This is a genomic window from Staphylococcus sp. ZWU0021 (assembly GCF_000798895.1).
In the GTDB taxonomy this organism is placed as follows: Bacteria; Bacillota; Bacilli; order Staphylococcales; family Staphylococcaceae; genus Staphylococcus; species Staphylococcus saprophyticus.
In genome coordinates this window covers 153486-179802 of sequence record NZ_JTLN01000030.1, presented here as the reverse complement: position 1 = coordinate 179802, position 26317 = coordinate 153486, and the positions used below count along the sequence as shown (strand labels likewise).

23 protein-coding genes are annotated in these 26317 nt (G+C 31.9%); 13 read left to right on the top strand and 10 right to left on the bottom strand.

The genetic code is table 11. The annotated features are described in order from the left end of the window. Positions 1–200: 200 nt before the first annotated feature. On the bottom strand, positions 201–1190 hold the full coding sequence (locus L987_RS09955) for an acrylyl-CoA reductase family protein (RefSeq protein ID WP_047504475.1): 990 nt from the start codon (positions 1188–1190) through the stop codon (positions 201–203). A 272-nt stretch (positions 1191–1462) separates the two neighbouring features. Between L987_RS09955 and L987_RS09950 the strand changes: the two genes are divergently transcribed. Together L987_RS09950 and L987_RS09945 are read left to right on the top strand one after the other, a co-directional pair. After that, positions 1463–1981, top strand: coding sequence for a GNAT family N-acetyltransferase (locus tag L987_RS09950; protein WP_047504472.1), 519 nt, complete (start codon positions 1463–1465; stop codon positions 1979–1981). A gap of 251 nt (positions 1982–2232) precedes the next feature. Beyond that, positions 2233–3057: a hypothetical protein gene (locus tag L987_RS09945; RefSeq protein ID WP_011302487.1), complete on the top strand. Its 825-nt coding sequence runs from the start codon at positions 2233–2235 to the stop codon at positions 3055–3057. 91 nt (positions 3058–3148) lie between these two features. On the opposite strand, the gene L987_RS09940 is transcribed toward L987_RS09945, so the two are convergent. Then, positions 3149–4837 carry a CDP-glycerol glycerophosphotransferase family protein gene (locus L987_RS09940; RefSeq protein ID WP_011302488.1) on the bottom strand — a complete coding sequence of 563 codons (1689 nt, stop codon included), beginning with the start codon at positions 4835–4837 and terminating at the stop codon, positions 3149–3151. A gap of 297 nt (positions 4838–5134) precedes the next feature. Between L987_RS09940 and L987_RS09935 the strand changes: the two genes are divergently transcribed. Beyond that, entirely contained in the window at positions 5135–6736 is a 1602-nt protein-coding gene (locus L987_RS09935) for an L-lactate permease (RefSeq protein WP_011302489.1), read from the top strand. Between the two features lie 148 nt (positions 6737–6884). Here L987_RS09935 and L987_RS09930 read toward each other — a convergent pair whose 3' ends face one another. Further along, a complete protein-coding gene (locus L987_RS09930; RefSeq protein ID WP_011302490.1) occupies positions 6885–8033 on the bottom strand; it encodes a glycosyltransferase family 4 protein in 1149 nt (382 codons plus the stop codon). 392 nt (positions 8034–8425) lie between these two features. On the opposite strand from L987_RS09930, the gene mqo reads away from it, so the two are divergent. Beyond that, positions 8426–9904, top strand: a complete 1479-nt coding sequence (gene mqo, locus L987_RS09925) for a malate dehydrogenase (quinone) (protein WP_011302491.1) — start codon at positions 8426–8428, stop codon at positions 9902–9904. Between the two features lie 164 nt (positions 9905–10068). Here the strand turns inward: mqo and L987_RS09920 are convergent, their stop codons facing one another. Further along, the gene (locus L987_RS09920; protein ID WP_011302492.1) at positions 10069–11451 is read right to left on the bottom strand and encodes a HAMP domain-containing sensor histidine kinase; all 1383 of its coding nucleotides are present in this window, start codon (positions 11449–11451) and stop codon (positions 10069–10071) included. Beyond that, positions 11444–12118 carry a response regulator transcription factor gene (locus L987_RS09915; protein WP_002482492.1) on the bottom strand — a complete coding sequence of 225 codons (675 nt, stop codon included), beginning with the start codon at positions 12116–12118 and terminating at the stop codon, positions 11444–11446. The genes L987_RS09920 and L987_RS09915 overlap by 8 nt, the downstream gene beginning before the upstream one ends. A gap of 154 nt (positions 12119–12272) precedes the next feature. On the opposite strand from L987_RS09915, the gene L987_RS09910 reads away from it, so the two are divergent. Both L987_RS09910 and L987_RS09905 read left to right on the top strand, forming a co-directional pair. Then, positions 12273–13325, top strand: coding sequence for an ABC transporter permease (locus L987_RS09910; RefSeq protein ID WP_011302493.1), 1053 nt, complete (start codon positions 12273–12275; stop codon positions 13323–13325). Further along, complete coding sequence (locus tag L987_RS09905) at positions 13325–13993, top strand: ABC transporter ATP-binding protein (RefSeq protein ID WP_011302494.1); 669 nt, start codon at positions 13325–13327, stop codon at positions 13991–13993. Before L987_RS09910 ends, L987_RS09905 begins: the two co-directional genes overlap by 1 nt. A gap of 187 nt (positions 13994–14180) precedes the next feature. Here the strand turns inward: L987_RS09905 and L987_RS09900 are convergent, their stop codons facing one another. Further along, positions 14181–15158 carry a YdcF family protein gene (locus L987_RS09900; RefSeq protein ID WP_052190993.1) on the bottom strand — a complete coding sequence of 326 codons (978 nt, stop codon included), beginning with the start codon at positions 15156–15158 and terminating at the stop codon, positions 14181–14183. 218 nt (positions 15159–15376) lie between these two features. Between L987_RS09900 and L987_RS09895 the strand changes: the two genes are divergently transcribed. The 3 genes from L987_RS09895 (at position 15377) to L987_RS09885 (ending at position 18938) form a co-directional block, all read left to right on the top strand. Beyond that, complete coding sequence (locus L987_RS09895; protein ID WP_011302496.1) at positions 15377–15841, top strand: MarR family winged helix-turn-helix transcriptional regulator; 465 nt, start codon at positions 15377–15379, stop codon at positions 15839–15841. Positions 15842–16118: 277 nt separating this feature from the next. Next, on the top strand, positions 16119–17504 hold the full coding sequence (locus L987_RS09890; protein WP_011302497.1) for a TcaA NTF2-like domain-containing protein: 1386 nt from the start codon (positions 16119–16121) through the stop codon (positions 17502–17504). Positions 17505–17714: 210 nt separating this feature from the next. After that, positions 17715–18938, top strand: coding sequence for a multidrug effflux MFS transporter (locus L987_RS09885; RefSeq protein WP_011302498.1), 1224 nt, complete (start codon positions 17715–17717; stop codon positions 18936–18938). Positions 18939–19022: 84 nt separating this feature from the next. Here L987_RS09885 and L987_RS09880 read toward each other — a convergent pair whose 3' ends face one another. Next, the gene (locus L987_RS09880) at positions 19023–19571 is read right to left on the bottom strand and encodes a TetR/AcrR family transcriptional regulator (protein ID WP_011302499.1); all 549 of its coding nucleotides are present in this window, start codon (positions 19569–19571) and stop codon (positions 19023–19025) included. A 129-nt stretch (positions 19572–19700) separates the two neighbouring features. Between L987_RS09880 and L987_RS09875 the strand changes: the two genes are divergently transcribed. Both L987_RS09875 and L987_RS09870 read left to right on the top strand, forming a co-directional pair. Beyond that, complete coding sequence (locus L987_RS09875) at positions 19701–20348, top strand: HlyD family secretion protein (RefSeq protein ID WP_011302500.1); 648 nt, start codon at positions 19701–19703, stop codon at positions 20346–20348. Positions 20349–20361: 13 nt separating this feature from the next. Continuing rightward, positions 20362–22257: a DHA2 family efflux MFS transporter permease subunit gene (locus tag L987_RS09870; RefSeq protein ID WP_011302501.1), complete on the top strand. Its 1896-nt coding sequence runs from the start codon at positions 20362–20364 to the stop codon at positions 22255–22257. 96 nt (positions 22258–22353) lie between these two features. Here the strand turns inward: L987_RS09870 and L987_RS09865 are convergent, their stop codons facing one another. Next, on the bottom strand, positions 22354–22989 hold the full coding sequence (locus L987_RS09865; RefSeq protein WP_002482503.1) for a hypothetical protein: 636 nt from the start codon (positions 22987–22989) through the stop codon (positions 22354–22356). A gap of 250 nt (positions 22990–23239) precedes the next feature. Here L987_RS09865 and L987_RS09860 point away from each other — a divergent pair, with 250 nt between their 5' ends. Then, positions 23240–24142 (top strand): alpha/beta hydrolase fold domain-containing protein, encoded by a 903-nt coding sequence (locus L987_RS09860; RefSeq protein WP_011302503.1) that lies wholly within the window; start codon positions 23240–23242, stop codon positions 24140–24142. A gap of 194 nt (positions 24143–24336) precedes the next feature. Here L987_RS09860 and L987_RS09855 read toward each other — a convergent pair whose 3' ends face one another. Together L987_RS09855 and L987_RS09850 are read right to left on the bottom strand one after the other, a co-directional pair. After that, on the bottom strand, positions 24337–24747 hold the full coding sequence (locus L987_RS09855) for a hypothetical protein (RefSeq protein ID WP_002482505.1): 411 nt from the start codon (positions 24745–24747) through the stop codon (positions 24337–24339). An 8-nt stretch (positions 24748–24755) separates the two neighbouring features. Beyond that, complete coding sequence (locus L987_RS09850; protein ID WP_002482506.1) at positions 24756–25232, bottom strand: thioesterase family protein; 477 nt, start codon at positions 25230–25232, stop codon at positions 24756–24758. 137 nt (positions 25233–25369) lie between these two features. Here L987_RS09850 and corA point away from each other — a divergent pair, with 137 nt between their 5' ends. Continuing rightward, on the top strand, positions 25370–26317 hold the full coding sequence (gene corA / locus L987_RS09845) for a magnesium/cobalt transporter CorA (protein WP_011302504.1): 948 nt from the start codon (positions 25370–25372) through the stop codon (positions 26315–26317).

The window sequence follows — 26317 nt, the reverse complement described above, 5'->3', positions numbered from 1 at the left end:
TATCAATAAGTATACGCTTTCATATTTTGGTTGTAAATATTAAAATATAAGATTTTTATTTATTCATATCTATTTATATTAGATATCATTTTATTCATATACGAATAAAAAAGGGACGCGTTTAAATCGATAAAAAAATAAACCTTAATTTCCTTTTTAAAAGAAAACTAAGGTTTATTTTAAGGATTAAGGATTAAGGATTAAGCATTAAAATCAATGACGATTCTACCTGAATTATTATCTTCAAGTACTTGTTTAATATTATCTTCAATATCATTAAAGTGGATTACTTTTTTAATATCATGTAAGTTATCTGGTTTTAAATCTTTAGCTAAACGGCGCCAGATATGTTTGCGTTGTCTCATTTCAGTATAAACTGAATCAATACCTATAATACTTACGCCTCTCAAGATAAATGGAAATACTGAGCTATCAAATTTTGCACCTGCTGTCATACCAATAACAGCAACCATACCATTGTAATCCAATTGTTTCACGATTTGTGATAAACTCTCTCCGCCAGCTGGGTCAATGACACCTTGCCAAGTTCGTTTGCCAAGTGCTTTTTGATCGCTATTAGCAATGCGGGAAATAACTTCTTTAGCTCCAAGCGCTTTTAGTTTGTCCTCTGCACCTTTTTTGCCAGTACTAGCAATAACATCAAATCCAATTGAATCTAACATCATAATCGCTAATGTACCAACACCTCCGGTAGCACCACGTACGAGTATATCTTTCTTTTCGATAGAAAGTCCGTTATGTTCTAACTTTTCAATAGCTAATCCAGCTGTATATCCAGCTGTACCATAAATCATTGCTTCTTCTAATGTTAAATCCTTTGGTAATGGTACAATCCATTCTTCTTTAACACGTGCATATTCACTAAAACCACCAAAATGGCTAGTCCCTAAGTCATAACCCGTAACGATGACTTCATCGCCTTTTTCGAAAGCATGTGTATCTGAATGTTCTACAACACCAGCTAAATCAATACCTGGAATCATTGGATAAGAAGAAACAATTTTTGAATTTTCTACTGTAGCAAGCGCATCTTTATAATTGATTCCAGAATATTTTACTTTAATAAGTACATCGCCTTCTGGTAGAGCATCTACTGAAATATCTTTATATTGATTCACGACTTTGCCGTCTTGTTCATCGACTACAAAGGCTTTGAATGTGTTAGTCATTACTGAATGGCACTCCCTTATGTATAAAAATTACGAACAATTAAAAAACAAGACCTACTTTATCATGTAATTGAATATTACACAATAAGCCAAACCTAGAGTATTTATAAGAAAGCGTTTTAATTTAAAAAAACTTTTAAATTACATAAAATTCGTAGATTTATTCTATATAGAGTGAATAAGTTAGAACTGAGTCAGGTGCTTTTTAAAATAGTAACCTGTCTTCGACTTTAGTATAATGACAATAAAATATAATGTGGGGTGAAAGCGGAATGGATCAATCTATAGAAATGGTTAAACTAGATGAAGTTAAAGTATTAAGAGAATTAAGTATCACTACGTTTAGGACGACGTTTGAGCATGGTGAATATACAGATGAAGATTTCGACGCATACTTTGATGAGGCTTATGCAAAAGATCAATTACTACAAGAGTTAAAAGATGACAATTCATTCATTTATTTCTATAAGGAAAATCGTGACATTGTTGGATATTTTAAATTAAACATTAATGAAGCACAAACTGAACCAAAGGGGAATGCGTATCTTGAGATTCAACGTATCTACTTTTTACCACATGCCCAAGGTGGTGGGCGGGGCAAACAAGTAATTGAGTTTGCCACTGCGAAAGCGCGTGAATTAAATAAAAAGAAAATATGGTTAGGCGTGTGGGAACATAATGCACAGGCTTTTAATTTTTATAAAAAGCAAGGATTGTCGGTGACAGGTGAACATCAATTTTATACAGGGAATGTTGTAGATACCGACTTGATAATGGAGAGAGACATCTGACCTAGGTATGTTAATTTAACATGTGTAATGATTTAAATTGTCGAAGATGTGTAATCTATCAATATAAACTTAAAAATTGTTTTGATTTTGTTAAATTTATATTTTCTTTTGAAAGAATTTTGATGAAAGATGTTTATTTTTGAATTTATAGTGAATAACATAATAATTCTCATCAACCCTAAATGATAGCGTGATACATACTAAGTAACCTTTGTGTCATGAGTATTATAAATTCAAGGAGGTTTTCATATATGAAAAAATTATTAGCAGGGTTTTTGACTTTATCATTAGCACTAGCTGCTTGTTCAAATGGTAGTGATGATGACAGCAGTAAAAAGGATGATAGTTCAAAAGACAATCAATCTTCTGATGATAAGTCCAAAGATTCTAAGAACGATGACAAAAAGAACAATGATTCTGATAAAGACAAAGATAACAATTCAGATTCAGACAAAAATTCAGATAGTAAATCTGATGACAGTAGTTCAAGTGATCGCAATAATGGAGATGATGAAAACAGCTCGGATAATGCGTCAGGTTCAGATAGTTCATCAAGTAACAATGACAGTAACGCAAATAGTGATGGCTCAAGTTCAAATGCTGATGGAGATAATGCATCAGGAAACAATGACAATGCTAACAATGCCACATCTTCAGAAAGTAATGGCAACGAGAATGGTGCTATGAATGATGCTAATGGTAGTAATTCAAATGATAATGCAAGTGCAGATGCAAATAATGGTGCTTCTAGTGCCAACACATCGCAATACGTAGCGCCGTATCAAGGTCAAAATGCAGTGCCAGTAGCACAAAATATTACATCTGGTACACCTGATTCACAAGCTGCATTACAAAACTTACCGAATTTCCAAAATGCTTTAGATAATGCTACAACTGAAGTGAATGGTTTAAATGGACAATCTAATCCATATAATGATTATGCAATTGAAGGTAGCGAAGGAAATTATAGCTATATCTTCAGTTTCCAAAATCAAGCGCAACCTGGAACATATACAATAGCTACAGTTGATCAACAAGGTACTGTTAGAGTAGTGGACCCTGCTTATCAACAATAATATTGAATTTAGGTTTAGAAAAAGTGAGCCAGTCTTTTAATGAAGTCTGGCTCACTTTTTTGTTTGTTATTTAGTTATGACATAGTCTCAATTACTTAGATTTAATACATTTATGAATGATGTGAGAAATTGTTTCAAAGGCATGATTATCTTTATTAATAAATTCAGTATGATGAACATCTTTCATTTGATGACTGATTAAATCATTTAACAATGCTTTTGAATCACTATAACGTACAGTTGATAATGCGTGCATCACGTCATCATATACACCACGTTCTGTTACATATTTTTCATGATCTGGTGTATATTGACATACAACTTTATCTATCGATAGGGCATCAAATATAATCGATGAATAATCAGTCAATACAATATCAGATACTAACAATAAATCTTGAACTTCAATATGCGTAGGTGCAATGATTGCATTTTCAGGCATATAATCTGATTGATCTTCAATATGTCCTTTGAATATCACATTATATTTGTTAAGTAACCCGTCACTTATAGGCAATAAATCAACTTCATCAAAATGTGAGTGCCAAGTTGGAACATATAATAGTGTTTCTTTGTCAGGATCCAATTTAAGTTCTTGTTTGATGAAAGAAATATAATGTTTATCAGATTGTTTGTCCATTAAATATCTAACTCTTGGATAGCCACAATTTAAAATATGAGTTTGTTGTTGTGGAAAAGCAGATTTAAAGTGTTCAATAATTGGGGCACAGTCACTGATAAAATAATCTTGCTGTAACCATTTATTATATTTACGTGCTCGATAATTATAAATGTTAAGATTTTGCGTTGGTTCCATACTGTCTAAAAACAATTTTTTTATTGGTGTGCCATGCCATAGTTGGATAATGGTACCATTTGGTTTTAAATTGTCTGGAATATAGCTTTCCAAAATAACAACCTGGGCACTTTCTATGAGAGACTTGGCTTTAGGGTCATCTGGTTTTATAAAATTGGGTCCATTTACATCATTCGTAATGAAATATATGGGTAACTTAGAAAAATGTTTTGCAAAGTGATTGAACAAATAGCGAGAATTACCTCTGAAACCATAATCAAAACCTAAGAATACAATATGGTCTTTAATGTTTGATTTATCTTTTTCATATATGTAGCTCATATTTTGGTGTTTCTTTACAAAGTGATTTTGAATCATTTTAAATAACCAATGTGGTAATTTAAAATGCGTGCGATTTAAACATTTGTCAGTAAAACGCATTTGATCAGGAGCTAATATTTCGTTGTTTTTAAAGGGCAACGGGTGATTATGCGTATAAGCTAATTTGTTTAAATTGAATTTTGTAGTATTTAATGGCGTTAGATTTTTAATATCATGCCAAATGCGCCTACTTGTTATAAATTCAGAATTAAAGTTAAAAACGACATGACTATCTGTAATGACATCATCTTGCATTAAAGATATCAGAGCCAAATCGAATATATTATTAATATCGTAATTATTTAAGATAGATTGTGTTGTTTCTATATGATATATCACATTTGGAAAATGATTAATATTTTCTATCCAATCATTAAATGTAATGTCTGATTTACCGAAGTATGTGCAATCGTTGATATATTGATTTTTCACTGTATAGTCCGCTACAATCGTACACGGTTTTAATGATACAGCCTCAAGCATGGGTTGATATATGTCTATGCTGTCATTTATTAAGACAAAGTGTGTACAGTCTTCGTGTCTAGCTTTCTCCAGCTCAGATTCTAAATCATGAACTGCAGTAATTTCAATTTGTTTTATCATGAATATCCCTCTACTTAATAGTTAATAATCTTATTTTACCATGTTGCGTACGTGAGACAAAAGATATCCGTGAATAAAAAACCCCGAGCAAAACTCACTATATTTAAATTTATTCTTTACAGCAATGTAAATTAAATGTAATTATAGGGTATAAGTTGTCGCATTTAAAAATAATATTTTAAATTTTTATTGAATTTGGTAGAAAAAATGCTATAATTTAATTGTGAAAAAATTCACAATAAGGAATCGTTTTTATACACAATCATAAATATATGTAGAAAGTAGAAGTGAGTCAAAATGTTTGTAGATACGTTTAACCCCTTTGATAACGTCCTGTTATCATCAATTGTTGCAGCAGTGCCGATTGTTTTATTTCTTTTATGTTTAACTATTTTTAAAATGAAAGGCATTTATGCATCAATCACAACTGTTGTTGTTACAGTTATTATTGCTATCGTCTTCTTTAAACTACCTGTAAATATTGCATCAGGTGCTGTTGTAGAAGGATTTTTCCAAGGGATTATACCCATTGGTTATATCGTTGTAATGGCAGTTTTACTTTATAAGATTACGAATGAAACTGGTCAATTCGATACGATTCAAGATAGTATATCGAGCATTTCTCAGGACCAACGTATTCAATTGCTATTAATTGGATTCGCATTTAATGGATTTTTAGAAGGTGCTGCTGGATTTGGTGTACCTATCGCTATTTGTGCTTTATTACTTACACAATTAGGATTTGCGCCATTGCAAGCTGCCATGTTGTGTTTGATTGCAAACGCTTCAGCAGGTGCTTTTGGTGCCATTGGTTTACCAGTTACAGTTATAGACACATTAGGTTTACACGATAGTGTGACAGGTATGGCAGTTTCTTCTATGTCTGCCTTAACACTTGTGCTTATGAATATGCTTATTCCATTTTTATTAATATGGATTATAGACGGATTTAAAGGTATTAAAGAAACACTACCAGCGATACTTGTAGTTGCGATTACTTTCACTGTTTTACAAGCAATCATTACGGTGTTTATAGGCCCAGAATTAGCAGATATCATACCACCATTAGGTGCAATGATGGCACTTGCAATATTTTCTAAAAAATTCCAGCCAAAACATATCTTTAGAATTAATAAAGATGAAGAACCTCCAAAAATCAGCAAACATCAACCTAAAGAGATTATTTATGCATGGAGTCCATTCGTCATTTTAACAGTAGTTGTAATGATTTGGAGTGCATCTTTCTTTAAAGCGTTGTTTGTTCCAGGTGGTGCGCTAGAATCATTCGTGTTCAACATTGCACTACCAGGTACATATAGTGAAATCGCTAATAAGGCGATCACATTACCGTTAAACATCATAGGTCAAACAGGAACAGCTATTTTAATCGTTATTGTTATTACAATTTTGATGTCCAATAAAGTACATTTTAAAGATGGTGTGCGTTTATTCAAGAACGCATTTAAAGAGTTATGGTTACCAATCATTACGATTTGTTTTATTTTAGTTATTTCTAAATTAATGACTTATGCAGGTTTGAGTAATGCAGTAGGTGAGGGAATTGCGAAAACAGGTAGTATTTTCCCATTATTATCACCAATTTTAGGTTGGATTGGTGTATTCTTAACTGGTTCAGTTACGAATAACAATACTTTATTTGCGCCAATTCAAGCCGCGGTAGCAAGCAATATTGGTGCAAGTGGTGCGTTACTTGTTTCTGCAAATACCGTGGGTGGTGTTGCAGCAAAATTAATTTCACCTCAATCAATCGCTATTGCAACAGCCTCTGTACAACAAGTAGGTAAAGAATCAGAATTACTTAAAATGACACTTCGTTATAGTGTGGCTTTACTGGTTTTCGTATGTATTTGGACTTTCTTATTAAATATATTTATATAGAAAAAACAGATATTAATTTCAAATGGATTTATTTTTAATAGCTTATTATAAAACAAACGCCTACAAAGTAGTCATATGTATGTCTACTTTGTAGGCGTTTTTGCATTGTGTAAGGTGAAAATCCTATGATTGTCGGTTTATCTAATGTCTAAGTATCAAGCATATGTCTAAAAGAAAGATAGATTGCATTTGGCTCATAATTCTCAACCGTTTGATAACCATTTTCGATAATAACTTGATCTTTAAATTCTTGGTTAATGAGACGGCGTAGTTTGTTTGCTAAAGCGTCTACATTGCCATGTTCAATTAAATAGCCATTTACATTATTTTGAATAATTGATTCAGGACCAGCATTTCCGTCAAAGCTTACTACGACACTGCCTTGATTCATTGCTTCTAATATAACCATGCCAAACCCTTCATTGCGGGATGGAATAACTGTCAGTTCACTTTTAGCTAATTTTTCATTTAATTGATGTGTTGCGCCTTGAAGAAAAACAATATCCTCTAAGTTATTTTTACGGATCAACTTGGATAAGTTGTTTCGTTCTTTACCATCACCATATATGTGGACCTGATATCCAAATTGTCTCATATTTTCTTGAATTAGATTAATACTGTCAATCAGTAAATCAAAGCCTTTTTCGTATTCTAAACGTCCGGCGGCACTAATATTTTTAACTTTTTGTTCTTGTAAGCGTGTTTCATTGATAATATTTGGGATTACAAAAGTAGGGATGTGTATGTAATCTTGATATTTTACTTTATCAGTTTCAGTTAATGTTGTTAATTTGTCTAGATTTTTATAGGCATTAATGATTTCTTGTTGATATGCTTCTGGATGCGCATCAAAATTCATGTGCTCCATACCAATTTTTTCACATTTCATAGGCGCATGTTGAGCGATAAGTATATTAAAACTTGCGCGTGTCCCAATTAGGACATCGGTATTAACATGTTTAATTGCTTTAATCATTTTCTTTTCTATATAATGTGAAAATTGATTAAGACCAGGTTCGTGTTGGGAAATATACTTGGGTTTCGATAAGGATGTCCATTTAGTAATACGATTAAATAAGATATCTTTAAAATTAAAGGGATGTAATTGGTAGTTAACTAAGGGCTTAACTTTAATGGATGGATTGATATCAAAATAAGGTGATGTGTCTCCTTTAAAAACGGAAATAATTTCCACGTGATGTCCTTTTTCAGCTAGAACATTAGCGATTTGGGAAATCGATTTTACCGTTCCACCCATCGCATAAAAATTATGCATAAAAAAAGTGATTGATTTCATAAAAACCTCCAAGCGTACTTTACTTAAATTGAAATCCATTATATCACGAAATGTGTGGTGGATTTCTATATTTTCTTTGTTTATAAAACGTTGTGATAAATAAAGTATACCTCGTTTTAATAAGTATAATCATCAAAATATGATATATTCTAGTTAACACTTATTAACAAAATTTGTGTAAAATTACTGAAACCCCTTTTTTCATGCGATAATTACGTATATAATTAGAGAGGTATGAAGTAATTGTGTTATTGCGTTAAATACATAAATGGCAATAAGACGAATTTTTTATTTTTAAGTTATAGAAAACGCTTTACTAAATTAGTGAACGTATTATAAAAGTAAAGATAACGTTTCTATTAAACACATATAAAAGGGGGACTGTATTTGTTATGAGTACACAACATAGCAAAACAGATGTCATCTTAATTGGTGGCGGTATCATGAGCGCAACACTAGGGACGATTTTAAAAGAAATCGCTCCTGAGAAAGAAATTAAGATGTATGAAAGGTTATCAACACCTGCTGAAGAAAGTTCGAATGCGTGGAATAATGCGGGCACAGGGCACTCTGCATTATGTGAATTAAATTATACGAGCGAAAATAAAGACGGCACAATTGATATCAAAAAAGCGGTTAAAATCAATGAACAATTTCAAGTTTCCAAACAGTTTTGGAGCTATCTAGTGAAACAAGGGCAACTCGATCATCCAGAAGCATTTATTAAACCAGTGCCTCACATGAGCTTTGTTCAAGGGATTAAAAATGTAGACTTTTTGAAAAGACGTGTAGAAAAACTAAATAAAAACATTTTATTTAGTAATATGGAAATCACGGACAATAAAGATAAGATAACTGAATGGACGCCTTTAATTATGGAAGGACGTACCTCTAATATCCCCATGGCGATTAGTTATGATAAAACAGGTACAGACGTTAACTTCAGTGCATTGACTAAAAAATTATTTGAAAATTTAGAAGATAAAGATGTAGCATTAAATTATAAACACGAAGTTGAAGACATTAAACAGCGTAAAGACGGTGTTTGGGAAGTGAAAGTTAAAAATCTTGATACAAACACTATAGAAATTGTAGAAAGCGACTTTGTATTTATCGGTGCAGGTGGCGCAAGTTTACCATTATTACAAAAAACAGGTATCAAAGAATCTAAACATATAGGAGGATTCCCAGTTAGTGGGCTCTTCTTAGTGTGTAGAGATGAAGCGATTACCAAAAAACATTTAGCTAAAGTATACGGTAAGGCACCAGTCGGCGCGCCGCCAATGTCTGTACCACATTTAGATACACGCTATATAGATGGTAAACGCACAATTTTATTTGGACCTTTTGCTGGTTTTTCACCGAAGTTTTTAAAAACAGGTTCAAATATGGATTTAATCAAGTCTGTTAAACCTAATAACATAATTACCATGCTTTCTGCGGGAATTAAAGAGATGAATTTAACGAAATATCTTATTTCACAACTTACCTTATCCAACGAAGAACGTATGGAAGATTTACGTCAATTTGTACCGAACGCAAAGAGTGAGGATTGGGAAGTTGTTGTTGCAGGACAAAGAGTACAAGTAATCAAAGATACTGATCAAGGTAAAGGTACCTTACAATTCGGTACAGAAGTCATCACTTCTGAAGATGGCTCATTATCTGCATTACTTGGTGCTTCACCTGGCGCTTCTACGGCGGTAGATATTATGTTAGATTTATTGAAACGTTGCTATAAAGATGAATTTGAAGGTTGGGAAGAAAAAATTAAAGAAATGGTTCCTTCTTTCGGTATGAAATTATCTGAGAATGAAGCACTTTATACGCAATTAAACAAAGAGATTACGAAATATCTTAAAATTAACTAGAGTTATTGGTGATTAAGGACGACAAATAAATAAGCCGTGAACTAATGAAGTAGAAATTGTGCATTGTATATCTTTTATTCATGTTAAATTAGGCCGAGACATCAAAATGTGTCTCGGCCTAATTCATTGTATGGGTTGTAAATGTAGGGCATCGTTTTATCGAATTAACTTATTGTCTTAGGCACCTTTTTGAATGTGATTGTAAAGGTCGTTCCAGCATTTTTTTCACTATCTACCGTTATTGTGCCATGGTGCAGTTCAAATATTGCTTTTGCTATCGCTAAACCGAGGCCATTACTATTATCATGATTACTTGACTTGTAGAATCGTTCAAATATACGAGCTTGTGTTTCGGCTGACATGCCTTGGCCGTCATCTGTAATTGTACATGTAATTGTCTCTAAGTTTTGTGAAAGTGTGACGTCAACCATGCCACCCGTTGTTGAGTATTTTATCGCATTGGTAATCAAATTTTGAAAGGCTTGATGTAATAAACGTTCGTTACCATTCATACTAATTGTTTCTAAGTCTGACATTATAATTAAATCTTTTTCATTGGCAGAAAATTGCTCATGTCTAATTATTTTTTTAATCAACTGATTTAATTGAATATCATCATCAAAGTCTAAATGCGCGCCATTATCTATTTCTGATAACAGTAACAATGCTTTTGTTAATTCACTAAGTTGTGTTGTGACTTCATATATTTCTTCAATATATTGCTCACGTGCATTATCCGTTTTAGCAAACTTTAATAAATCAAGTAGATGATGAATATGAGTTAGCGGTGTTTTAATTTCATGCGATACATTTTGAACAAAATGTTGTCTCATATCGTCTAATTGTTTGAGAGATAGGCGCATTTTATCAAAACGATATTGTAATGTACCAAATTCATCTTTACGTGTTACATGAATGACCTCATCAAAGTTACCATGCATCAATCGTTCTGTAGCACGTTTCAACTGTTGTATCGGTTTGATAATCGCATAAGTAGATGAAATAACCAATATAATTGAGAAAAGTAGTAATAATGTGATTAGAATCGCAAGAAATATTCTAAATTCACTAAAGGTTTTGCCAATGTCAGGACGCATAAAAACAGCATATGTATGTCCTTTAGATTGATAAGCTATACCAACGGTATTTTTCGTTGTATTCTCAAAAAAACCAGTGATAATAGGGTTATAGGGTAAATTTTTAATACCATGATAATCCTTACCATGTAATACAGATTCAGCTGTTTTTTTGCTAATATTATCTTTTCTGAATTCAGTGCCATAATATGTACGATGGCCATCTTCAGAAATTGTCATCACTTGATAATTCATCTCTCCCAAGTGTTTGAAAAAGGGTGCAGATGCTTCAATCCTTGATTCTTTTTGATATTGAATTGAATCCTTTAATGTGCGCATGATTTTAGCGTCGTTATTTTCTTTTAAGTAGTTATGATAAATAATATTAGTACAGAGAAAACTAGCAACTGCAGAGAATATCATAACAGTGATTGTGTAAATGGCTATTCGTGTATAGAGTGATTTAAACATGATCATCCACCTTATAGCCCAATCCTCTTACAGTATGAATCGTTACAGAAGCATCTATTTTTTCAAGTCGTTTTCTCAAACGCTTAATATGAACATCCACTGTACGTTCATCACCTTCATAATCAAAGCCCCATATTTTTTCAATTAATGCATCACGATTAAAGACTTGTCTTGGATTAGAAGCAAGTAAAAAAAGTAACTGAAATTCTTTATTAGGTAAATTCATTGATTTTGATGAAGATTGAATTTCTAAATAGGATTGGTTTAATGTCAGATTACCGATTGAAACTTCGTTATTTATATTAACATTATAACGTTTAAGTACCGCTTTAATTCTGAACATCAATTCCTTAACTTCAAAAGGTTTTGTAACATAATCGTCTGTACCTGTTAAATAAGCTTGTTCTTTATCACTTAAAGCATCCCGTGCAGTTAACATAATGACCGGGATATCGAAATCTTCTTTAAGTATTTTACATAATTCAAATCCACTCATTTTTCCCATCATCACATCTACAATTGCAATATCAACTTGATGTGTTTCAAGATAAGATAAAGCATTTTCTGCACTAGATTGGACAATTGTTTCGAAATGCTCTCGTTCAATATATTTCGAAACATATTCTAATATTTTTGGGTCATCATCGACAATTAGACAGGTTGTCATACGCAAGGTCTCCTTATTAAGTATTATGATTATTATAAATGTAACACTTCGACGATACAATTTATAATAATGAAATAATTTAGATGCGTTCATATTGAGTTCACATTGATAGCATAAACTCCAAATATAAGTTTTAAAGAAGGAGTTGAAAATGATGAAATTAGCATGGCAAGAAATCAAATATTATAAGTTTCGCTATATTTTAATCATGCTCATCATATTATTGTTAGGTATTATGGTGTTATTTATAAGTGGATTAGCTCAAGGATTAGCAAGAGAAAATATCTCAATGTTAGACAACATGAAATCCGAAAAGTATGTTTTACAAGATAATAAGCAACCACAAATTGAGAAGTCGATTATTAAACCAGAACAACAAAATAAAATTGAAGATATTACAGGTCAAGAACCATTAAAAATGGCACCTCAAACATTAAAGATTGATAAAAATGAAGAAGACGTCTTAATGATCAATACGGTTAAAAACGAAAAACCTGAATTAAAAGCAGGGCATTATCCTACTAAAGACAATGAAGTGGCAATTAATAATAAACTTACTGCTGATGGTATTAACGTAGGAGATAAAATTAAACTTAAAGATGGTAAAGCATTAAAAGTATCAGGTGTACTCAATGATACGATGTATTCACATAGTTCAGTTGTGATGATGAGTGATAATGGATTTAACACATTGAATAAACAAGCTAGCACTATTTATCCAGTTAAAGATTTATCAAAATCAGAGCAAGAGAAAGTGAATGATATTTCTGGCGTGAAAGTATTTACAGAAAATGACATAACAAGTGAAATTCCAAGTTATCAAGCAGAACAAGCGCCATTAAATATGATGATTGTAAGTTTGTTTGTTATTTCAGCGATTGTACTTAGTGCATTCTTCTATGTTATGACAATTCAAAAAATACCAGAAATTGGAATATTAAAAGCGATTGGTATGAAAACAAAACACTTATTAAGCGCATTAATTATTCAAATATTAATTACGACGATGATAGGCGTGATTATATCAGTTGCTATTATTACGGGATTGTCATTCTTAATGCCAGTATCTATGCCATTCCATGTTACAACATCAAATCTACTGTTAGTTGTAGGTGTATTTATTATTGTTGCTATAATTGGAGCAATATTATCATTTATCAAATTATTTAAAGTAGATCCTATCGAAGCAATTGGAGGTGGAGAATAATGAGTTTACAAGTTAAAGATATTAAAAAATCATTTGGTAATGGCCAATCAGAAACCCCTGTATTAAAAGGTATCAATTTCAATGTGAATGAAGGCGAATTTGTTATTCTTAATGGTGCATCTGGATCTGGTAAAACGACATTATTAACTATTTTAGGTGGTTTACTTTCACAAAGTAGTGGAGATATTTTGTATAATAATCAACCTTTATTTACTAGAGATAGAAAGGCTTCAGAATTAAGGTTAAATGAGATTGGCTTTATCTTTCAATCGTCTCACTTAGTACCATATTTAAAAGTAAAAGCACAATTGACAACGATTGGTAAAGAGGCAGGAATGACTATGCAAGAAGCTAATCAAAGGGCAGAAACTTTACTAAAACAAATAGGACTAAACCATCGCTTGACTGCCTTTCCTCATATGCTGTCTGGTGGGGAGAAACAACGTGTGGCAATTGTGAGAGCACTAATGAATCATCCTAAAATTATCTTAGCTGATGAACCGACTGCAAGTTTAGATGCGGAACGTGCGACGGAAGTTATTGAAATGATCAAAAATCAAATTAAAAGTAAAAAAATGATTGGCATCATGATTACTCATGATAAACGTTTATTTGAATATGCTGACAAAGTCATTGAATTAGATGATGGCGTTATTACCAATGCCTAAATGATAGATGTGTTATTTTAGATACAATGCAATAGGGCGTTAAGATAAAACGGAATGTATACTTAAAGTATTTAATTTATTACATCCGCAAATAGTATAAATAAAAATCTGAGACATTTAGTGATGTCTCAGATTTTTTTATTCACTCAATGACGCGTAGCGATACAGTGGACATATTTAAAATATGTTATAAAGGGATACTTGGAATAAACCAATATGCGATTATGCATATGAAAAATAAAGCTGCAAAATAAACCGTTAATAATAATTTATATTGATACATTAATGCTAAGAAATCACGAATTAATGCAATTTCAAAAAAATGATAAGGTGTATGACTTCCAACTCCAGTTAATTTTAAATTGAATTTTTGTCCAAAGCGTAAAGCACGCATAATATGAAATTGACTTGTGACACAGACAATTTTAGGGACACATTCGAAGTGGCTCTCAATGAGTGATTTAGAGAATTGGATATTCTCTGACGTACTTGTGGATTGATCTTCTAACATAATATGATTTGATTCAACCCCATGATGTATTAAATAGCGCTTCATGGCTAGCGCTTCGGAGATGGGTTCATCGGGCCCTTGTCCGCCGCTCACAATAAACTTAGCATTTGGTTGTTGCACATATAAAGTTAAAGCACGATCCAAACGGCTAGCTAACATAGGCGTTACATTTTCTGTAAATATACCAGCACCTAGGACAAGTATGACATCGAAGTCAGGTTTATTATTCAGATTTAAAAAGTTCGACGAACACATCATGTAGCAAATAAAAGTGAAAAGCGCGCTAAAAGATATAGCTGAAATCCATAGAAAGATAACGTTAATACCAATAGGAATCAAACTAATGTAAAAGCATGCAAGCGTGAAAACAACGAGCTTAAAAGCCACATAATAGAGACGTTTTAAGAAAAGGGCACTCATGCGATTTTGCATTAAATGCTTATGTTTGATGTGTAATAATAGAGCGCCTAAGGACATGACAACAAGAATATCTATAGGTAGCGTATGCTCACCAATATGTATAATAATGACAACATAACCTAATATTACCTGGGAAATATAGATTGAGAGATGTGCCGAATATTTGAAGTTAAAAAACATACACAAATATGTAAATAATATCATAATACATAAAGCCAAAGTTAACATACCCATGCCTCACTTCCGATTTTTATAGTATATTAAATGTAGTGTAATCTTTCGAAATAAGCAAATTTAATTATTAATACTAAGGTAACCAAGTAAAAACATGAATTAATATAAGTATAAGTTGCGAGTTTTAACTTTTATACATAATAAAATATTGATATCATTAACATAATATAAAAAAAACAAAATTAAATGATTTTTAATGGAACATTGAGGTGGCAGGTATGGTAAAAAATTTAGGTAATCATATTGAGTTTATGGGAGAATTCATTGATGATGTGAATACATTGATGGCGAAGTTACTGAAAGCATTGAGAGAAGAATATAAAATTTCAAAAGAACAAGCTAACGTGATTTTGATGTTAGAAAATGAAAAAGCAATGACTTTGACAGCAATTACAGAGAAACAAGGGGTTAATAAAGCAGCAGTTAGTCGAAGAATAAAAAAATTGATACAAGCTGAAGTTGTAGAATGGGATAAAGCCGAAGCGCATACAGATCAGCGTTTAAAATATATTAAGTTAACGGAAAAAGGTAAGCAATTCAATCGAGAAAGTAAATCTATCATCAACGATATCGTAAGTGACATGTTGCATGATTTATCAGATGAAGAAATCGAACAGGCGAGATATGTGCTCGAGATTATTGATCGTCGACTAAAGAATTTTAATTTAAAAAACCACACATAAATTTAGTTGACGTAACATACGATGAGTAAAAAGCAATCTTAAATATTGATCATTGACGTTATTGCGTCAATGCTAGTTTAATCGTGTTATTGGACTAACGATGTATATCATTTTTAGCATGCGTTACATATAATAAGGTAAGTAGAATAAAATAGGCAATTTATGTTTGCATATTGGATTAATTAAAGTAGCAACAGCAAGCTTACATATGGTTTCATTTTAATGTGTGTTAAAATAATGTGATGATGTATGAATTTAGAGATAAAGAGGTGATAAAATGCGAAAATGTCCTAAATGTGGGGGGAATATGAGAGATAAACAAAGTAAGTGTGGCCATTGTGGTTATGAAGTCACTGACAATCACTCAGAACAACTCACGCGTTCATTAAAAGATAATAAAAAAAGCGCAAATATAAAAGCACGTAAAATTATCCCCTGGGGAATTGCATTCTTTATCATTATCTTACTTATTATTATTTTCTTCTTATTAAAAAACTTCAATTCGCCTGAAGCACAATCAGAGTTGCTTATAAATGCAGTCGATAATAATGATACACAAAAGCTTTCTACAATCCTAAGTACACAAAACAATAGTGTGGATGAGACAGAAGCAACCGCTTATATTAAATATATAAAAAATGAGGTTGGGATGGACAACTTTGTAAAAGATGTGAATCAAAAAATCAAGAAGTTAAATGAGAGCGAGACCAAAGAAGCGGATTTTGTCACTGCTAAAAATGGAGAAAATGTATTGAGAGTTAGTAAAAATGGAAGACGTTATTTAATTTTTGATAACATGAGTTTTACGGCTCCTACTAAAGAAGCTATCGTCAAACCTAAATATGATGCGACATATAAATTTAAATCTGATGATAAACAAAAAACAGTCACTGCTGAAAAAAATAAAACGACAGCAATAGGTAAATTTATTCCAGGTGATTACTTACTAGAAACTAAAAAAGAAACGGCTAATGGCCAATTTGATGGTCAGTTAAAGTTTAATTTTAATAATAGTAATAATGAAACGATAGATGTCAGCGAAGATTTTAACGAGGCATATATTCAAGTTGAATTAAGTGGCGCATCAGAAATAGATAAAGACACTGTAAAAGTAAAAATCAACGATAAAACTTACGATTATGCTAAAGCAAAAGAGATTGGTCCATATCCAAAAACAAATGATATTACTGTTTCTGCTGAAGGCGAAGCTAAGAAGAAAACATTTAAGTCAGCTGAAACGACAGTGAAAACAGATAATCTAAAAGATAAAACAAAAGTAACATTAAATTTTGATGATGATGAAATACAATCCTATGTAGATAAAAAAGAAAAAGAAGAGAATAGCTTTAGAAATAAGGTGACTAATTTTTTCGGTAATTTCACTACAGCGATGAATAGTGCACATAGTCAAAGTGATTTTTCTTTAGTATCATCTTATTTGAAGAAAAACACAGATAACTATAAGTCGACTAAAAGTGATGTGAATTCAAACCGTTTATTCTTTATACAACAACCACAAATAACAGAAATCATTAAACAAGGTAATACATTTTATGTAACTGGACAAGCTTTGAAAGAGAATGGTCAATATGGAGAAGTTGACTATCAATTACAAGGTGATGGAGATGCAGATAATTTAAAAGTAGTTAAATATTCAGAGTAATTAATAAAGGTATTTAATTGGTCTATATTATTGTAAGACCATATAATATTAAATAATTGGAATGAGGAAGAACGAGGTGCTTTTAACCTCGTTCTTTTTGTATAGAGAAATGAATATACAAGCAAGTATTTAAAAGTGGTAAGGTTAAAGCTATAATGGTGTTAATATGTATAAAATGATAAGAATAGAATTATTTTTAGGAGAACTTAAATGACTAATAAACAAACGCAGCACAAACAATCATTACTGTTTGTCATTATTTTAGGGGCTTTAACAGCAATCGGCGCTTTATCTATTGATATGTTCTTGCCTGGCTTACCTCAAATACAATCAGATTTTAGTACAACAACTTCAAATTCACAATTAACATTATCTCTATTTATGATTGGTCTCGCTTTAGGTAATTTATTTGTTGGTCCAATCTCTGATGCGATAGGTAGAAAAACGCCACTTGTTGTAGCCATGTCATTATTTACATTGGCAAGTATAGGTATTATTTTCGTCGATAATATTTGGCTCATGATTGCTCTAAGATTTGTTCAAGGTTTCTGTGGCGGTGCAGGTGCAGTCATATCACGCGCGATATCTAGTGATTTATATAGTGGAAAGCAATTAACAAAATTCTTAGCTTTACTTATGCTAGTGAATGGTGTGGCGCCGGTCATAGCACCTGCTCTAGGTGGCGTTATATTATCGTTCGCTACTTGGCGTATGGTCTTTGTTATTTTAACGTTGTTCGGTGTTTCAATGGTCATTGGCTCACTATTTAAAGTACCAGAATCTTTGGAATTAGAAGAACGAGACAGTCCACATCTTGGTAGTATATTTAAAAATTTCAAGCAATTATTAATTACACCTAGATTTGTATTACCGATGTTGATTCAAGGTGTAACATTTATTATGTTGTTTAGTTACATATCTGCTTCGCCATTTATTACGCAAAGTATTTATCAAATGTCGGCGCAACAATTTAGTATTATGTTTGCAGTCATAGGTATCAGTTTGATTATTTCTAGCCAATTGACTGGTAAAATGGTTGATTATATAGATCGACTAACTTTGTTAAGAATTTTAACCATAATACAAATTATTGGTGTAGCAGTCGTATCGATGACGCTAGTCATGCATTTATCAATGTGGTTGTTATTTATTGGTTTTGTTATTCTCGTAGCACCAGTTACTGGTGTGGCGACATTAGGCTTTTCAATTGCAATGGATGAACGCACTGGTGGTAACGGCAGTGCATCTAGTTTATTAGGATTAGTTCAATCCTTATTAGGTGGACTTGTTTCGCCTTTAGTCGGCATGATGGGTGAAGACAGTTATATACCATATATTACGATTATTATGATAGCTGGTATTTTGCTCATTATTTTGCAATGTATCAATTATTTTGTGTTTAAGTATGTACCATCTAAAAATAGTATTGAATAATTAAAGCGGTCGAGACACGTATCATGTCTCGACCGCTTTAATTATTTTAAAATGTTATGCTTATGCGCAATGACTCATATGATATTAGCGTCTAAGTTTTATAGCGTTTGCTAGTAAAATTTGTGCCAGTTCATCAGGTGTTTCGATACACTCTTCACGTATCCAAAAGTATATAATACCAATTTGTCCGCCAATAGCATACGTGACAAATTGTTTTTTCTTCAATACTGTCGTGTAATCGACAAGCATATTCGTATACGTCTCTTTAGTGATTTTTACATAATCCGTAAATAAATCTCGATTAGGGTGTGAGACAAATATGGCATGGAAAAATCCATAGTGACGTTTAATATAAGTTAATATGACTTTGAAAAATTGATAGAGTTTAAAATGATTAATTTCATTTTTATCGAAACTGAAGTATAGTGCATTTAATAATTTTTTATATTTTTGAAGATGATATGTTTGAATCGTAGATAAAAGATTATACTTATCTACAAAGTAATCGTAGAAGGTCGTTCGATTAATGCCACTATAAGCACAGATCATTTTAATAGTAATGTCTTCAAAAGGATGTTCTTCTAGCAAAGTAATCATATTTCGAATAATTTTTTCTTTAGCTTTCTGTTTCATTTTATCTCCTTCAAAAATTGCATACAATAACTTACCCGACACATTTTATAGAAGTGTCGGTGTTTTTTTAAATGTTATGTATCTATAATATATAAAGTGAATTTTAAAAGCAAATAGGAGGAAAGAGTAATGAAAAAAATGGTATTAATCAACATCGTTACCATTGTAGTTCTTGTGATTATAGGAGTAGTCGGTTTCCATTTTTATAATCAAGCTACAGGATTTGTAAGTACTGATAATGCGAAAGTAGATGGAGAACAAATTAAAATATCTGCACCAGCATCAGGTGAAATCAAATCATTCGATGTAAAAAACAATGAAAAATTAAATAAAGGTGATAAAGTTGCAGAAATTGCAGCTAAAGGTGAAGATGGCCAATCACAAAACATGGACGTTAAAATGCCACAAGATGGTACAATCGTAAAAACAGATGGTATGGAAGGTTCAATGGCGCAAGCAGGGACTCCAATTGCTTATGCTTATAATTTAGATGATTCTTACATTACTGCAAATGTTGATGAAAAAGATATTGCAGATGTTGAAGAAGGCAAAGATGTAAATGTAAAACTTGACGGCGAAGACGCTGAACTTAAAGGTAAAGTAGAAGAAGTTGGTAAAGCTACAGCTTCAAGTTTCTCAATGATGCCTTCATCAAACACTGATGGTAATTATACAAAAGTATCTCAAGTTGTACCTGTGAAAATTTCACTCGATTCAAAACCATCTAAAAATGTTGTTCCAGGAATGAACGCTGAAGTTAAAATTCATAAAAATTAAGGGGGGTCTTTAAATGACAATGACCTTCATTATAATTTACGTAGTCATAGCGCTCATTTTAGTTGGGTTACTTAATGTTTTTCTAACTAAAAGAAAACATAATAAAGTAAATCAACAAGTGGAACAAACAAAGCATGAAAGTCATGTTTCTAATGAAATTTATCAATCTAAATTTAAAGTGAACGATACGGAAGATTCTCAGGAATCATCCAAGGAGTCAAAAGCAACGAACGAAGATGATCGTGAAAATAAAGATGAGAATGATGAATTAAACACATTTTCTACTGATACCAATGATACAGAAGTAGAACAACAAGATGATTCAGATCATGAAGCGATCAATCCTAATTCAGAAGAAGCTAAAGTAAATGAAAAATTAAAAGAAAAGCATAGTACATTTATGTTTGGTAAAGGTACGACCCAAGGCAAAGTATTAATTGCGATGATCTTTGGTATGTTTATAGCTATATTAAACCAAACTTTACTTAATGTAGCGTTACCGATGATAAACACAGATTTCAATATTTCAGCTAATACGGGTCAATGGCTAATGACAGGATTTATGCTAGTAAATGGTATCTTAATTCCAGTCAGCGCCTACTTATTTAATAAATATTCGTATCGTAAGCTATTCTTAGTTGCGATGACATTATTTACGATTGGTTCTTTAGTCTGTGGACTGTCTGAATCATTTACAATCATGATGGTAGGCCGTGTATTACAAGCTATTGGTGCCGGTATATTAATGCCGTTAGGTACAAATGTATTTATGACAATTTTCCCACCTGAAAGACGTGGGGCAGCGATGGGTACGCTTGGTATCGCTATGATTTTAGCACCAGCGATTGGTCCAACATTATCTGGTTATATTGTTGAAAATTATCATTGGAATGTTATGTTCTATGGTATGTTCATCATTGGTTTGGTATCTTTAGCCATTGCTTATATTTGGTTTAGAGTATATCAAGTAACAACAAATCCAAAAGCCGATGTACCAGGAATTATCTTTAGTACGATTGGTTTCGGCGCGTTACTTTACGGATTCAGTGAAGCAGGTAACAATAGTTGGAGTTCACCTATCGTAGTCATTTCCTTAATATTAGGTGTTATCTTTATTATTGCATTTGTCATCAGAGAACTTACAATGCGTGTGCCTATGTTAAGTATGGAAGTATTAAAATACTCAGGATTTACGTTAACAACAGTCATCAATATGATCGTTACAATGAGTTTATTTGGTGGTATGATTCTTTTACCACTTTACTTGCAAAACTTAAGAGGCTTTACCCCAATTCAATCAGGTCTGTTATTACTACCTGGTGCCTTGATTATGGGTGTTATGGGTCCAATTGCTGGTAAATTATTAGACACAATTGGTATCAAACCATTGGCATTAGTAGGTACTGCAATCATGACTTATGCTACTTGGGAATTAACGAAATTAAATATGAATACGACTTATGGTCATTTAATGCTTATTTATATTATTCGTTCTTTTGGTATGAGTTTTATTATGATGCCAATTATGACAGCTGGTATGAATGCATTACCACAGAGATTAATTGCACATGGTAATGCCTTATCAAATACATTAAGACAACTTGCAGGTTCAATTGGTACGGCGTTATTAGTGACAGTGATGTCTACACAAACAACGCAATATGCTGCAGGTTACGCACAAGATTTAGATAAAACGAACCCATTTATTAAAGATCGTTTACAAGAAATGGCGCAAGCGTTAGGCGGCGAACAAATGGCAACTTCACAAGTGCTAGAATTTGTTCAAAAACTAGCTTCTATCAATGGTGTCAATAGTGCATTCTTAATTGCAACAGCGCTAAGTGCACTTGCATTTATTTTAAGTTTATTCTTAAAAGGTAAAGATCACTATATGTCTAAAGAAAATTAAATCATATTTTTTGATTAACATAAAAGCCGCCTCCAACTTAAATGTTGGAAGCGGCTTTTTCTTTTACAGTATGTTTTTAAATAGATGACGATAAGCTTATTTACGCACTATACGATTTCTGAAAAACATGCTAATTAATACGAGCGCGATACTACATCCTAACAATGTAAAAGCATTATGAATTGCATCAGCTTCAGTTAAGATTTGGGTAGGTTTAACTGAAATATAATATTGATTCATTGAGTCTGAAATTCTAGAAGCAATATTTTTAATTAGATAAGAAAAACCAAATGTAATGACTAACATAATCGCGATGACAAACATATTTACTACTTTTAATACGGTTCTGTTAAATAGTAAAGTAAAGAAAGTTAAGACTAAACTTAAAATACAGGCGATAAAGAACACGTAAAATACTAGGATTAATCGATCGATACTCGTTTGTAAATTATCGATTGAGGCGACATTAATATTTAAGTTAGAAATATCATTTATAGTAGTTTGGAAATTAGTGAGTTTATGAAAATTGATTGTCTCTTGCGCGAAGACTAAATTAAAAATAGGTTCCTTAAACATGCTATAACCCGTTATGGCCATTAAAATAAGGACAATAATCTGGATAAGCATACTTACCCAAGACTTTTTCTTTTTTTCAAAACGCATCCCACGTTGCATGGGTTCACTTGTTAGGGTATGTTCAAAATCTTTAAATTGATGGTTCTGTTCTGCCATAGGATACTCCTTTCATTACTGTAGAATGCTACATCTAAATATTTTATGACTTTTGTTTCTATTTTGTTATAATATGCAATAACTGTGATAACTAGTTATTGATAGATTCGATTATTAGGGAACTCAAATTATATTATAACTGTATTTTTTTGTCATTGTATTAATTTTACCATACTATGAATTTTGATTAGTAAGTAAAATGAAACATTCTAAATACTTGGAGAATAAACTTAGATTGGATGGATTATAAATGAAATCAAGACTGACAACTAAATTTGTGAATAAGTACCTCTTACCTCATAGATCTATTATTTTTAGTTCAGATGAAGCTTTTGAGCAATTTTTAAATGATCGCGAGAAAATTAATGAAAAAAAACATAAACAACCTGAAACATTGAATGTTAAATCTGATTTAGATAAACAAATGCTAGGGGATATTCAAGTCTTTAGATTTCGTTTTAGACATAGCCACGAAAGAAAATTACTCTATATACACGGTGGTTATAATACATTGCAGCCATCTGCTTTTCATTGGAGATTTATGGATAAGCTTTCATTAAGTACATTAAGTGAAGTTGTCATGCCAATCTATCCAAAGACACCTGAGTTTCATATAGATGATACTTATAATGCTATATTTGAGATGTACAATAAATTGCTAACTGAAGTGGATAGTGATGCTATTGTCATTATGGGAGATGGCACTGGTGCTGCTTTAGCACTAAGTTTTGTGCAACAACTGAAGGAAAAACAACGCCCTTTACCAAGTAAATTATATTTGTTTTCACCGTTACTAGATGCCCAATTGGATAATGAAGGTATCACGGAATCACTAGATAAAAAAGATGTCATCGTTGATAAAGATGGCGTACAACGCATTTTAAACGTATGGTCTCATAATCTGCCATTAGACGATGCACGTGTGTCACCAATTTATGGAGAACTGACAGATTTGCCACCGATATATATGTTTGGCGGTGCATACGAAATTTACCTCCCAGACATGCAAAGATTTGCACATATTTTAGCAGATAAATCACAAGAAATACATTTTTATGAATATAAAAGAATGATTCATGCTTTCCCCTTATTACCTATAAGAGAGTCTCATAAAGTGGTTAAGCAAATCGTAGAAACGTTAAAAGATGAATGAACAGATAACTAAATATTTTAAAACAAGCTGAAACATGGATGTCAAAGCTTGTTTTTTTATAATCATTAATAAAATGCTATATGGCTAGAAATAGCGAATCTAAATGCATATATGGTTGTCATACAACGACCTGTGATTAGGTTGTGATTATAGTTTTATAGCTTTACGCTACATTAGGTTTGTTGCACATGTCATTAAAATGTTTGGTTTAATATCGTTGTGTGAACTGTGTCGATAATTAATTTTTGACCCATTAATGAATAATGATGTGCAAGTACTACATCATAGTCTTCGGTGGGTAGCGCAAGGCTTTTAAACTTAGCTGCAGATGATTCGAATGATTTGATGACTTGAGTGCTAAATTCCGTAAAATTAAGCTTGAAAGCTGCATCGTCAGAATCATTTTTTAATATTGAATCTATGGCATCAATCGCTTTCTTCTGACCTTGTAAATAACTGATATCTAAACCACGTTTAATTAATTTATTGTCTGGTCCGTTTAATACAAGTTGCTTACTTTGATTTAATTCGCTTAATTCATATTTAGTATCATCGAATAAATCATACAATTGTGATGCTACTGCTGAATGTATATGATTTGTCATAGTAATATCTAAACTCCTTTTCTTGAAATCCGAATACGATGGCCTAATTGTTTTGGCCATTCAATTAATTGTTGATTATCATAATAATTGATAATTGCTTGTGCAAATTGTTCTGGGAAAGGTGCAGTTTTATTAGTTGCACGATTAATACCTAACATGAGTGCTTCATTCGTAGCAACTTTTGAACCATGTTCATTTGTCATTATGGAAAAGAAATGGACGCTTTTTTCATTATAATCATATAAATAGATGGTAATGTGATAGCGTTCGTTTTTCTTTAATTCAGAAAGGTAGGCCGTGTGTTCTTCAACTGTAAATAGTGTATAGTTTAAGGCTTCACGCTCTTCCAAGGATAATCCGTGTTGATAATTGAATTGGTTAATGGCATCGCTAAAGACCATATTATAATGAGCATCATGCATGTGACCATTGTGATCAATCATATCTTCGTTCACTTGCTGAATCACTGTGAAAGGATTTTTCATGAATACAACTCCTCAAAGTTTGAAAATATATAATTAAAGTTTAACATGTTTTAAAGTATGCTTAACGAAATAAATCTAAAACATACACACATACTATTTCATGGTAAAATAAAGGAAACGATTTCGGGAGGGGAATAATGAGTATAACGATTAAATATCAAACTTCTGAACAACCTTTCGTTCAGGTAGCTCACTATAATGAAATACCAAAAGAAGCTACGCTGATTTGGTATGATTTTAATGACCCAACGGAAATTGAAAACGAAGTATTACAATCACAATTTAAATTTAATAAACTTGAAATTGAAGATACGATAAAAGGGACACCGAGAGCAAAATATAAGGCCTATGAAACATATCAATATCTCGTCTTTCATAGTATGGATACCCCTTTTAATAGGGATAAAGCGTTAAATTTGTTTATCAAAGATAATATTTTGATTACATACCATCACAAACCATTTTCAATATTAGAAGATGTAGAACAAATGATTAAACATCAATTTAATAAAGATTTAGATACGTCTGATGTGGCACTGTATATTTTAGATAAATTGGTAGATGATTATTTTAAACACATTTATGACATCGAAGATAAAGTGTTTGAATTCGAAGACCAAAATTTAAACAGTCAATCCATTAAAGGTATCATGGAAGATGTATTTAAAATTCGTGGTGACATTATTAAATTGAAACGCATTATATACCCTATGAACGAATTAATAGATAATATTAAAGAAAGTAAGCTATTACTTGTAGATAGTAAAAATCATATGTATATTCAACATATAGAGGATCATATTATTAAACAACAAAGTATTTTAAAAACTGCACAAGAAGTGACAACTGAAATAAGAGATAATTATTCGTCCTATACCTCATTTAAAATGAATAGTGTGATGCAAATACTGACCCTAGTATCTGTGATATTCTTACCATTAACGTTAATTACAGGTATATATGGCATGAACTTTATCAATATGCCTGAGTTAAAGTGGCATTATGGTTACTATATTGTATTAGGTATTATGTTGGCGATCAGTGCAGGATGTATTTATTATTTTAAAAAAGAAAAATGGTTTTAG